Genomic DNA, 12112 nt, shown 5'->3' on the forward strand with positions numbered 1-12112 from the left:
GGCAGCTGGACGCTCAGCGAAACTGACTCGCACCGCTAGTAACGATCTCCGTCCACATAGAATCCTAAGTCATTGAGTATGTGGTTGAGCGCTCCAACAATCCGGGACTCTGCGCGGAACTCTGCGTCGGTGTAGGACAGCGCTACAGCTAGGCGCAACTCATCCTCAGTGAGGCTGGCGGGCTCGAACGACCAGATCTGGATTTTCGAAATATCGGTGTCGTTATGGTGAAAGTCGTCAACCAGCTCAACGCTTGAAGATAAATCCCTCCACTGTCCTAGAGACACTCCATACGTCCGCTGTGGCCAATCGGCGAGCATTGATCTATGGTCCAGGAACGTATCGCCCACATAGGTTAGTGTTCCCTTGAGGCCTCTTACGGTGAGATCGAACAACCTGGGTGACGAGACGTATCTTCGAACGTCATCTAGGTCAATTAGCGAGCCGTCGCATTTGAGTTGCTCATGCAGCCTGGCGATCAAATTCTCGCGATTTGCCATGCTGTACTTCAACGTCTACTTCCCATAGTGGACCTCACAACGAGGATGGTGGTAATGCATCCTCCGGTTGGGCGCGCGATTACCACAGATGGCGCAAATATGAACGGACGCCGCTTCTGCAAGGTTGAAGACACCTTCGACGAAATCGTCCCCTCCGCGATAGTGAATCCTCAAACCACCGAATTTTTCCTTAACCTGCTCGACGGCCACTTCACCGCAACCAGGACTAATATCGGTTCTCGCTGAAACAAGTGAGAAGGCGTGGTTGAGGATGTCGAACCACCCGTCTCCGCACTCAAACCCCCAAAAAAAGTGGTCGTTCACTATTACTGCATTTGGAAAAAGCGACAGATGTGGCTTACAGAGCAAATGTTCTAGATCAGGACTCATTTGAAAATCCTCCTACCGCAGTGGCCATATGGTTTTTCCCACAGGATGTGAGGCATCCACTTGCCGCACCGGATAGGTGCTGCCACCTGCAACCTCGTATGAGTATTTGCATCCTTCCTCACCGGGCGTTGCGATCAATTTAGTAAGCGCCTCCATTCGCCACTCATCCGTACCGTTCAACCATCCCGGCGATACGAGCTGTACTCCACTGACAAAGGCACTATCGGAATCTGACTGCACCAAGCTCATCAGGACGATGACATCGGGGATCAAAAACTGCTGAGCACACACGCAGTCGGGATCACCATCCTGAAAATATCGGTGCGTCACATAAAACCATTCGCAGTTCGCGGACTGCGCGATGAAAGCCCAGCGCGTCGTGTTCTGCTCGAAAGAGGGCAGCACCGGCAGCCTCGCTGCCTCATATGTTTCGAACATATAATTTCTCTAAAAGTTAAAATGAGCAGTATAGTGCGTGGTAGTATAGTGCTCATTTGATGCTTCATCATCCCTTTTGTGGGATGAGAATATGGAACTGAATGCCGCTTTCGCGAATGCGCTGAAAAAACTACGAAAGCGACGGAAGCTCACCCAGGAGGATTTTGTGTCTGTGACTAGCCGGGGGTACATGAGTCAGCTTGAGCGTGGGATGAGGTCTCCAACGCTCGACAAGGTCGAAGACCTTGCTGCTGTCATGAGCGTGCATCCGGCAAGCCTCGTGATTGCTAGCTACCTAGAAGCGTGGCCATTCGAGGACATTGAATCACTGTTCCAGCAGATCCAGTCAGACTTAGCTTGGGCGGCTTCAACTGAGGAAGACGAGACGTCCTTGGATGATTAGGCGGTGATGGACACTCAGATTCGTGCGGTTCTTACAGGGCACATGAATGATCGATCACGTACAAGAAGGCGGAGAAACTAAGCTCCTATCAGATTCATTTCTGAGCATGCTTGATGCTCGCTCAGATTTGTCGACGGTTTCAGCGCTCGTAAGTGAAGGACTGCCCTCATCCTTTTTCAGCGAGCTGAGCGTGTTGGTCGGGCTTTCTCAAGCAGCCCTAGGGAGACTCCTGGACGTAAAGGTTTCCACGCGCAGGCGTTGGTTGAAAACAGGCGCCCTGAATTCAATTGAAAGCGATCACCTTTTCCGTGCGGCAGTTGTCCTGAATGGTGCCTTGGGTCTATTTGCAGGTGACAAAATCGCCATGCGGAACTGGCTTGAAATCCCTGCCCTGGCCTTGGGCCAGAAAGCGCCAGCCGAGCTGTTATCCACGTTCGTTGGGCTTAACCTTGTTGAAGCGTTAATCTGGAAAATAGAGCACGGGGTTGTCGTGTAAATTCAGCTCGCGCAAAAAATCGAAATCGCAAACGGTTTCATGTGGGGTCTTCGGTCGAAGGCGCAAGCTGATTTTCGATAGGAAACTTAGCATGACAAGCCATACTTCCGACGGCGATGACTTCGAACGATTGCTGAAAATCAAGGCGATGAACCAGGCACGCTTGTCGCGGCAAAGAAACGAATGGCGTGCAAAGTATGAGGCGCTGAGCCCAGAAGAAAGAGCACTCGTTGACGAACACTTCAAGCAGACGTTTGTGGACATTGCGGCTCAGTTTGGCCGGAGCCGACGTTTTGTCTTTGGAAGCACAGGTACCACCTCACCAGATGGCGAAGAAGGCCGATGAACCTTGAGTGCCGGGTAAAAGCGTTGGACCACGAAGTCAAAATGAAACTGGCCAGTTTCTAGTACGCCCTACCTTCTGCCCAATAGGACGAAATCAAGGATGACACTGTCAGTAATCAACGATGAAGGTGGCGTTTTTTTCTACCGGCCGACTTCCCGATGGCCGATCTGCTACTGGTCGCGACGTCTCTTGAGAACGCAGATATTTTGGTTCCCGGCTATCTCCCCCCAGGCAGGGGAATCTACGATTCCTGCCGTCTTTCTTTATGCTCAGCATGAGGGGATCAAAACCCACATCCTGCCCGATCGCAATTTGCCTCTCGCTTTGCTCAGCTAGCGAGAGGGCACAAAACGTTTGCAGATCGTCAGCTTCAGACAGCGGCCGAATTGCTGGTCTTCACCCACTGTCTCAAGATTGATTTTGAGCCCAGCATTGCCTTTCACGAACTCGCCCACCTATCCGGCACTGATCCATCCGGCATACAGCATCATTGGTCTGGCGGTCACCGGTGTCGTTTGGGATTTCGCCGTACAGATGAACATGGTTCTGGGCCAACGCGCCGTTTACGCCTTGGACGCGGCCAGTCGAGGACGGTTGAACGCTCTGTACACGACCAGCATCTTCATCGGCGGTGCTATCGGCTCCGGTCTGGCTGGTGTTTTGTATGAGCACGGGGGGTGGTCTTCGATCATCATTGTTGGCAGCGTGCTGCCACTGATTGCGTTGCTCAGCCTTGCAGTAGTTTCGCGTTCGGAGAAAACACAGCTGGCAAGTGCCTGATCACCAGCAAACGGCTCACCCAAAAGATCTTCTTGATAGAAGGTTCTTCGGGGGTTAGATAACGGTGTGCCACCGCATTTGGCCTACCCCCTCAAACCGAAGCTACCCGCCTACCAGTGGTCGTTGGTGACGGCTCCGAACTGGGCTGGCAATAGCTTCGAATCGGCCCGTACACACGCACAGTTTTCCAAAGACTCAATCCGTGCGGGTGAAAGTTGGGTGAGCTGGCGATGTGATTTTTAGGAAGCCCAAAGTGCGCAGCTACAGGCGCGACTCTGACGCTTGGAACGTCAAAAATGCTGCGTACTGGACACCATTGTTAGTCCAGAACAGTGGCAGCATCTCTCCGTTGCTGAGTCGCCCGTTAGCTTCACCGGAGTAAGTGCTGGTTTCGATTTTTGAAACTGGTGCGATGTGATAAACCCTTAATTCAATCTCAGCTCGGTGGTCATTGCCTAATGGAGAAGCCGAGACAAATGCCGAAGCTCCTATCTGAACTCGCACAGATTTGTTAACTGTTGTCCTGCCATCCGCACTCTTCGTCGTGACAGGCACGCTTACGGATTGCCAATTCACTAAGGTGCCTTGGTATCCCTTTGCTCCTGCTAATTGCTTGTCGAACTCAACCCCAATTTGACCAGACGGGCTGAAGAAACGAGCCGCCTCTTCGATACCAAATCGCTTGCCCGAACTTTGGTCGCCCTGAAAGCTGGCAATCCTGCTACCGAGCCCTGGAATTAGCTGCTCGAAACGTAAAATTTTCACATCGACAGAGGTGTTTACGTCGCTGCGCGTATTCGCTTCGACTACAGGATGTACCTCGGCAACATACGTCCCAGCAAGAACGAAGGTGGTCGTAGTGATCGAGCAAGCAGCCAGCAACGCGATTGCCGTCCTTTTCATAAAATCTCCAAAAATTCGAGTAAAACCGGCTCTGCCGAAGTGATGCCAATTAGACATCAACGCCTATCCTTAAACAACATTCACAGAGTGTGTCAGACCGCGAATCTTTGTTCCTGAGGCTTCCCAACAAATGCGGCTGAGCAGGGTTGAGGGCTTGAATTATGAGATCCGTATTCTATTGAGAATAAGGGATATGCCCTTCGCATGCGTTCTCAGGATGGGGTGTAGCGCGCAACATCGATCTCAACAACCAACCACATTCCTGAAGGCGTATCCAATGACCACTTTCACCGTTCACACCATCGACAACGCTCCAGAAGCTTCCAAGCCGATTCTGCAAGCGGTAATGGAGACCAAACATCAACTGGATGTCCTCGACCGTCGTCTTGACGAAAGCCCTTACCTAGCAGGCGACCAATACACCATCGCCGATATTGCGGTTTGGTCCTGGAATGGCAAGTTGGTGCGAGGAGACCTGTACTCGGCTGCCTAGTTTATCTCTGCACATGAATACACAAACGTGCAGCGCTGGGCCGAGGTAATCGCCAATCGGCCAGCCGTAATCCGTGGTCAAAGAGTCAACCGGACGTGGGGGGATGAGGCCACTCAGATGCCCGAACGCCATGACGCCAATGATTTGTGCTAAGAGCTTGATACGTCCTCCCGTTCCACTCGACGGATAACACGCCACCAAACGGAGCGCGGCCGGTCGACGGAAAGATCGACAGTCCGCGCCGAAACAAAGACACGCCAGGCGCTCAGCGAGATTGAAGCTTGCAACTCAGCTCTTTGGAAGAAGATTTACGTGCTGCCGCAGGAGCAATAACCATATTTTAAGTGGATCCAGCTTGCGAGCAATTGCCGCATCCCAGTCGGGGCTAAGTGCAATGCTCACGCTTATCATGTACCAAACCCTAGCATTTCTGGTCACAACTAGATAATAATTTGCATTTCCCCGTTTGCACGACGTTTACCAAGAGCACAAAAATGCAACTGAACGTTAATAGCTTCGCCGACGCCGTCATGGACTCCATAATCCACCCTAAACATCAACTGCCCATCATCAGCCAAAAAAATGATGGGATATTGGTTAACGTTGAGAAACTCAAATCAAGCGATTATCCAGAATTACAGTGCTGGTATAACTGCAAAGAACACACCAAGGAACATAAAGGCAGCATCGTTTTTGGATGGGCTATTTTTTATGATTCTGGGATGTATCAAGCGCAGCACCATGCGGTGTGGCAAAGCCCAGACGGTGTTTTATTAGATGTTACTCCCGACACAGACTCGTCTATTTCAGAAATTTTATTTTTGCCAGATGGACGCGTACCGTACGACTATTTGAATCGTCGATTCCCCGTGAGCTGCTATTACGACCCAACCTCTGAAACCCTAGAATGGTGTATAAAAGACTCTAGTCTAAAAAACCTGACTCCTCCCAAAGATTATTGTTATTACGTCGCCCATTAAACCCGGACATGTAACAATCTGAATTAGAGACGAATGTTATCTCTCCATAGTCGCAAGACAAAGGATGTCTTCCTCGGAAAATATACCTTTTTCCTTAACGGCCTCAATTGCTGCGACAACATCTGGGACGAAGAGAACGACTGCGAGATCTTGAACTGCTCTTGAGCAGCAGACATAAAATAGACGCCGCGTCCTATCGACAACGGAATCCAAGTTCTGTTGTATGTTGTCCAGGTCGCGGTCGGAAAGCGGGGAAATACCGAAATATTTTCCGTAAGAAAAACTATTGTAATCACTCTCCTCGTCATCCAGCACAGCGAGAACGCGTTCGAACTCAGCTCCTTTCACACCTTGCTGAGTCGCGAACGGTGAGTTTCCGTCGATATATTCTCGATAGCCCCAAAGCTCTTTCACCTGACTGTCCAAAAAAGCTGCAACCGATGCCCAACCAGAATCACCATCCGCACCGTCCTGTGGATGTGCAAAGTGCTCCACAAAACGATCATCGGGCGTAGCTAGGTTTTGTTCAAAAATGAAGGTCAGCGCTTCCCTTATCGACGACGTCGCGTTCCCATCGAACATTGCTTCTAACTGAGCAAGCGATTGTCTAAGGTGAAGCAGAAGCGGCGCGGCATCCTTTCCCCGAAGCTCATCATTGGAAAATAACGGGCAATACGCTCGGAGCAGAGCCATCAGATCAAAGTTTTTTCCTGCTCGCAAAGCCAGTATGAGAGGAATGATGTAAGTCAAAAAAGGTCGTAGTACCCAGGCTGTTCCGTCGAGTAAGCCGTCCTTTAGACTACTTGGAGCGTCATCATTGAGTGCTGCATAAATTGTGGGAAATCCCAACCGCCGTGCAGCGATTCGGTGCACTAGGACCAACATCCGCACATCCGCGTCGGCTCTATCCTCAATCCAAAGGGGGTCTTGGTTTTCCCGTGCCAACCACTGCCTAACCAGCGCGAGATGTTCGGTGCGACGTTGGTCAGAGGGCAGAACGAACAGACGTGCAGTACCGTGAACCAGCTGCTCGAGACCGTCCTGAAGTACAGTTCGGCCACGAATCTGCTCCAGCCCATCATTCTCTGCTCGAATGCGGTTGACCACTTGGAGTACGCGCTGAGGGCAGCGGAAATTCTCGGGCTTTGTAATTGTGGTCCATCCGGGACCTTCTTCAATCGCACCGATCCCGGTCAGGTAAATTTTTTGCATAGGGTCGCCAAAAAAGCCGAGACAGAATTCGTCTCCGGCAAATTCATCAATTTGGCGCAAAGCTGCGACGATAGAGGGATTGGTGTCCTGACTTTCGTCGACGAAAACGAAAGGAAAAAGTTTTGCGACCAGCGATCTCAACAATGGCCGCTGCTGAATCAACTCCGGTCCAGCCTTCAGGATGTCGTCATGACCAAGAACACCATTGGAGTAGTCGCTTCCAGTGCCATAGGTAAATTTCGGCACCTGCCCAAGAGATGCGATTTGCCTTTCATACCTCTGAAGGTCTAAGGCAAGCTTTTCTCTGGTACTTGCCTGGGTTCGAGGCTTTGCAATTTTTTCATGGGCATCAGCAACCTTTTGTTCAATTCGCTCCCGGACCCATCTACGCAGATCGTTTTGGAAAGGACTTATTATCGTCCAAAGGAAACTATGGATAGTCGACACGTGGAACATTGAGGTTGTCCCGATATCACCGCGGATTTCCCTAACTGCAACCTCTGTGTAGGTAATGCACGCGATACGTTGACCACGACGACGTAAATCATTTCCCTTGGACATGGCGAGGTGATTCAGAGCCTTCACCAGCGACGTTGTTTTCCCTGAACCTGCCCCTGCCACCATTATGAAACTACGAACGGGTGACTCGTCCAGACAACGTCGGAGCGCCAGATCCGCATCTGTGTCGGGTTTTCCTATCCTACTGGTCACAGCTCACCCTCCCCATTGGGCGCAGCAGCATCGGGGGGCGGTGGAGCCACTTCAGTTTCAAGCCAGCGTAGTCCTTCGGCAATGTACGACGGCACTTGCCACGTTGCAGGGTCTTTTCCCAAGAGGGCAAGCGCAAAGTCGGTCTTCTTAAAACCAGCCGCTTTGACTTTTATGTACAGCTTTTCAGCGATTTGCTCGAGAGTCAGGAGATCTCCACCGCGCACCTTCAATCTCAAATCTTTGTTCATGGCGTTTTGGCAGTAAGCCAAATTCTGAAGGGCAAAAGCCTCCTCAAGTGTTCTTCCCGTAATCGCGCCGTTTGTATCGCCCCATTGAGCCATAGCGCTTTTCTGATAGGTGATCCGCACCAACGCGTCACCGACGTTAATGCGCATTTGAGTACAGTGCTCGGGAGTGGCAGCCAGAAGCTCAATAATAGAGTTTTTTCGCGGGAGCCACTTCCTGAGTGTCTGATTCGACGATACGGCACCTTCGGTATTAACGGGGCACGCAGCACCTGCTCGTTCAGGATCCGCCTCGTCAGCATCATCGCCCTCTTCGACCTCGTCATCCTCAACTTCTTCTCCGCCATCGCCTTCTATCAACGCCGCAGGGACTTGGACGGCCGGCCCTCGCACGCTATCAATATCGGTGATAATCAAAGCTGTAATGCCCAGGAACTCAATCAGGGTCTTAAAACGATGTCCGAAAGCACCGCCGATCTCCAGAACGCTGAGGTATGTCGATTGCAGACGCGGTGCTGCTTTACGAATCATCTCCGGGAGGAGTAACCGCTCGACGTTTCCCTCTACCAGTACAGCGGCATCTGCAAAGAATAAATCACAGTGCGTCAGCCTCAGATAACGTTCCAAAAAATCGCGCGTCGGGTTTGGAGTGTCATGATAAAACTTGGAGAGACTGAGTACTTCAGACGTATGCCCTCCCAGCGTTGCTACCCTTCTAAAATAGCGAATGGGTTGAAATCCGTGTTCGTAGAGGATGTGTGACGAATGTGTAGTAACCACTAGCTGAGTTGCGTAATACGGACGATCTGCTTCGCCAATCTGCAAAATATCCTGGATTTTTCGAATGAACACTTGCTGCAACTGAGCGTGCAGGTGAGCTTCAGGCTCCTCAATGAAAACAAGGTGTAGCGGTGGGCGATTCTCCTCGATATCCATCCATTGCGTATGCAGGTCCAGAATCTCCACGACCATGTAGATCAGGTTTTTGAAACCTAGGCCGTTGTATTGATCAGGCAGGGTCAACGCGTCAACCCCTGGTTCTCCCAACACGTAATGAACACGAGCGTCATGACTTCCCAAAATTGTGGCTGGGTTCAGAGCGGTTTTGATAAGAAGGCTCGGGTTTGAAAGTCCCGGATAACCCAAGTCGGAAAGCCTCGACAAGGTCGGCTCAAACACTCGGCTCAAGTGGTCATTTAGCAAGGCTTCAGAGTTTGACAAGGCTTGAATTGCGGCATGGTCGTTGCCACGCTTCTCAAGGTTGCGCTCGTAAAAACGACTCAAACAACGAGAGAGATCCTCCGCGCGGTTTCCACCTGCGCTGTCCGATAAATGTCTCTGCGCGTGCAAAACATCTACTCGGAGGAGCGAGCCTAAAATATCCCTCCCTGTCCGTCCTTTATCAGGGGTTAGAAGCGACGGTTCGTACCCCGCCAACGGCTTTAAATCAACGTCGAACTGGGCGTGGTCCAGCACGTAATAGCGAAGCTCAAATTCACGGCCAAGATTATCTTCCAAGTATGCTCGCAAATTCCGAGGCGCAGGCTCATACCCCTGGTTGCGCTCTTGCCCCACAGCGGCGCGAGCAAGCTCTCTAGCGTCTTGGAAGCTCCCAACAAGAGCCTCCGAATCCTTCGCCGTAAATTCGATGCGCAGACCAATCAAGGTCCCTTCCCACTCCAAGCTTGGCAACAAATCAATTACACGATGAAGGTCCGCTTCGTTGACATGGAACCAGATGTCCAGAGAAATAGAAGGCAATTGCGCATCCGCTGCGCGCTCACCAAATGCGTTGATTTCGCTCCAGCAGTGGGAGCTAAAATCGTGGATCGTGAACCGTTCCTTTGAAGCCGTGGTGAAGAGGCGCAGCGCATATGAGGCAGAGGTCTTGCCACTATTGTTGGCCCCCACAAATATGGAAATATCACGCGCCAGATCGATCTTCACATCACGTAAGCGGCGAAAATTCCGAATCCTCAACGATTCTATGTGCATATCCGTGCCTCGCTCGTCCCTGTTGTGGTACCCAGTAAGGTCCGCTTTCTTCGACTCCATACACCAACAGGATGGGCAATCGGAAGCACCACGGCCTACAAGCGTTTTAGCTTATGTGCCGGCTTTTTGATAGCACTGTATTCAGTAGAGCAAGGTCCTCCACCGCCTTCAGGGATCAACCAGCAGGACGCACTCCACCACCCTATACGCAGCTCAATGGAAGTAACCACTGCTGGATTGCCTTGAAGTTCGAATGGGAAACTGGGCTTTAACTCCCTGGGTGATTCGAACATCACCTGAAAACGCGTATCACCCAGGAAATTCGGTCCGCGAACAAGTCGACTATCGGGCTCGTGCCAGAATTCTGCTCAGAGGTAAATTTATTGCCGTAAAAGAGTTGATGACCCCATCGAGTATAAAATCTAGCGCCTGACCATAGCCTTGATGCAGCGTAGCTGTGTCGAAGTCTTGGTCTTGCAATCTTTCGACGATTTTATTCACCGCTTCGTGTGCATCGGCAATACGAAGATCGTAGGTCACAAACAGCATTGCGATGGCGTCGTTTTTCGCATTCCAGCCCTCCGGCTCTTCATCGCTACGAAGCGCGTCCGGAGCCTCGCAGTTGTCATCAAATTTCGTCAGGATGTTCAGTAAGCACTGTAGAAGTTTAAGGGCTTTGAGGCTCGCGATCGCCTTTCTTGGGACACCTAGTGCTTCCAAAATCTGTTTGACGAAACCGTCAGACAGGCCCTGCCAAATTTCATGTATGGATTTGCATCGAGCGAGAAATGCCTGCTGAGTTATGTCCAGCGGGACGCACTGAGCAAGCTTTGAAACCTGCGGGTAATGTAGCCAACCGTTGGCTACAACTTCGTCCCGCGAAAAACGAAGCAGTTCAGCAACCGGTTTTTTGATCCCTAGCAGTGCCCCGAGTCGCGAAAGATTTTCTCCTAAAGACAGCATTTGCTCGAGGAATCGATCAACCTTGGACACGATGTGTTCGGCGGTCAGGTCGCGTTGCTTTACGATATCAGGATCAAGAGCGTGAGCATGAGCATGTAAGGTTTCCCTGTCTGGCACCCCCTTATACAAATCCCGTAATTCCACCTGAATTAGGTTTCTCCCTACTCGATGGCACCCCGTGAAAGACCACTGCCCCAGATAGGATGGACTGCAATCCCAGGTACCATGCATGCCTACAGGGGTGCTTCCGTACAAGCTGTTCTGTTCATAGCGCTGAAGAAATTTATCGTCGAGATAGGTGGTCGTATCATTCCTCACGATGTCATCGACGCTAGCACGAGTAACCCTTCCGACTTCACCTGGCCACGTTAGTCCATCGGCGGTCTGTTGTGGGCAAAGGTCGCAAGAGACCGCCACTACCGTCGCCGAAACCTGGAGTAATAGACCCTCCGGTGTTTCCCGAAGATCGCCTTCTAGCCAAGTCCCTGGGGCACCAATGGGGAAAAACCTTTTCCCATTCATTAGCTTACGTAGCTCCGGGCAGCCCTCAAGCGTCGCCTGATAGAAGAACTGGCGAACACCTCGCCCGCCCCGAAGCCACAGATACTTGCGTAGGTACTCGTTTGACATGAACCACTTAACATCCCGGGAGGGTTTGAAGTGGTACCGAAGAGAAACCTCTCCTTCGGCGACTGCGAACTCTGGCAGGCTTAAGTCATCGTAAATCAAGCGCTGATCTTCATTTCCTATGCATCGCGGCGTTAAACCCAATGCCATCCATACCTTTTCGGACAAATTGTAGGTGAAGAACAAGCTGCTACCCCATGAGGCGACGATATAGTCATATCCGCTCACATCCGGAGCGAAGCTCTGCGCACTCCCTCTCCCACCTAAAATAGGCACGCCCTGCGCCACAACCCCATTACTGTAGAGCACGGGTATTGCTGCTTTGTTGTCTGGAACTACAGCCATAACCATATGTACCGTCTCGCGGTTCGAGTCTGAGTGCTGAGTTTCCGTAAAACTACTCACTTCGACCCTCTGCGACGGATCAGTTCCGACGGGCTCCAGTAGTGAACGCAACCTCTGCGGTAGCAGGTCGACCGGAATTGGAAAGCTGCCCAAGTAATCAAACATCAGTTTTTCTCCAAGACTGAGCCTAAGGGCCAACCTGATAGTTGCGGAAACACACCAGTGTTCTGAAACGGCAATAGAATAATGAGACTCGTGATGAACGATCTGAAGCCCAGACTTAAG

10 protein-coding genes and 2 pseudogenes are annotated in these 12112 nt (G+C 51.3%); 7 read left to right on the top strand and 5 right to left on the bottom strand.

The window, feature by feature from the left end; genetic code table 11:
* The first annotated feature begins 554 nt into the window (after positions 1-554).
* Complete coding sequence (locus ACP7D9_RS11475; protein WP_426157489.1) at positions 555-746, top strand: hypothetical protein; 192 nt, start codon at positions 555-557, stop codon at positions 744-746.
* A 156-nt stretch (positions 747-902) separates the two neighbouring features.
* On the opposite strand, the gene ACP7D9_RS11480 is transcribed toward ACP7D9_RS11475, so the two are convergent.
* A complete protein-coding gene (locus ACP7D9_RS11480; protein ID WP_426157491.1) occupies positions 903-1328 on the bottom strand; it encodes a hypothetical protein in 426 nt (141 codons plus the stop codon).
* A 91-nt stretch (positions 1329-1419) separates the two neighbouring features.
* Here ACP7D9_RS11480 and ACP7D9_RS11485 point away from each other — a divergent pair, with 91 nt between their 5' ends.
* The 4 genes and pseudogenes from ACP7D9_RS11485 to ACP7D9_RS11500 all read left to right on the top strand — a co-directional run.
* Positions 1420-1731 carry a helix-turn-helix domain-containing protein gene (locus ACP7D9_RS11485; protein ID WP_426157493.1) on the top strand — a complete coding sequence of 104 codons (312 nt, stop codon included), beginning with the start codon at positions 1420-1422 and terminating at the stop codon, positions 1729-1731.
* A 46-nt stretch (positions 1732-1777) separates the two neighbouring features.
* Complete coding sequence (locus ACP7D9_RS11490) at positions 1778-2227, top strand: antitoxin Xre/MbcA/ParS toxin-binding domain-containing protein (protein WP_426157495.1); 450 nt, start codon at positions 1778-1780, stop codon at positions 2225-2227.
* 91 nt (positions 2228-2318) lie between these two features.
* A complete protein-coding gene (locus ACP7D9_RS11495; RefSeq protein ID WP_426157497.1) occupies positions 2319-2573 on the top strand; it encodes a hypothetical protein in 255 nt (84 codons plus the stop codon).
* 429 nt (positions 2574-3002) lie between these two features.
* A pseudogene (locus tag ACP7D9_RS11500) lies at positions 3003-3353 on the top strand (MFS transporter); the annotation flags it as partial.
* A gap of 261 nt (positions 3354-3614) precedes the next feature.
* On the opposite strand, the gene ACP7D9_RS11505 reads toward ACP7D9_RS11500, so the two are convergent.
* Positions 3615-4313 carry a hypothetical protein gene (locus tag ACP7D9_RS11505; protein ID WP_426157499.1) on the bottom strand — a complete coding sequence of 233 codons (699 nt, stop codon included), beginning with the start codon at positions 4311-4313 and terminating at the stop codon, positions 3615-3617.
* Positions 4314-4551: 238 nt separating this feature from the next.
* On the opposite strand from ACP7D9_RS11505, the pseudogene ACP7D9_RS11510 reads away from it, so the two are divergent.
* A pseudogene (locus ACP7D9_RS11510) lies at positions 4552-4902 on the top strand (glutathione binding-like protein); the annotation flags it as partial.
* A 341-nt stretch (positions 4903-5243) separates the two neighbouring features.
* The gene (locus ACP7D9_RS11515; RefSeq protein ID WP_426157501.1) at positions 5244-5729 is read left to right on the top strand and encodes a hypothetical protein; all 486 of its coding nucleotides are present in this window, start codon (positions 5244-5246) and stop codon (positions 5727-5729) included.
* Between the two features lie 36 nt (positions 5730-5765).
* On the opposite strand, the gene ACP7D9_RS11520 is transcribed toward ACP7D9_RS11515, so the two are convergent.
* The 3 genes from ACP7D9_RS11520 to ACP7D9_RS11530 all read right to left on the bottom strand — a co-directional run bounded on the left by ACP7D9_RS11520 (position 5766) and on the right by ACP7D9_RS11530 (position 11992).
* Complete coding sequence (locus ACP7D9_RS11520; RefSeq protein WP_426157503.1) at positions 5766-7652, bottom strand: UvrD-helicase domain-containing protein; 1887 nt, start codon at positions 7650-7652, stop codon at positions 5766-5768.
* Positions 7649-9892, bottom strand: coding sequence for an ATP-dependent nuclease (locus ACP7D9_RS11525; protein ID WP_426157505.1), 2244 nt, complete (start codon positions 9890-9892; stop codon positions 7649-7651). The genes ACP7D9_RS11520 and ACP7D9_RS11525 overlap by 4 nt, the downstream gene beginning before the upstream one ends.
* 342 nt (positions 9893-10234) lie before the next feature.
* Positions 10235-11992, bottom strand: coding sequence for a hypothetical protein (locus ACP7D9_RS11530; protein WP_426157507.1), 1758 nt, complete (start codon positions 11990-11992; stop codon positions 10235-10237).
* Positions 11993-12112 lie beyond the last annotated feature (120 nt).

The sequence above is a fragment of the Pseudomonas sp. TSRC2-2 genome, from assembly GCF_049897785.1.
Taxonomy (GTDB): Bacteria; Pseudomonadota; Gammaproteobacteria; order Pseudomonadales; family Pseudomonadaceae; genus Aquipseudomonas.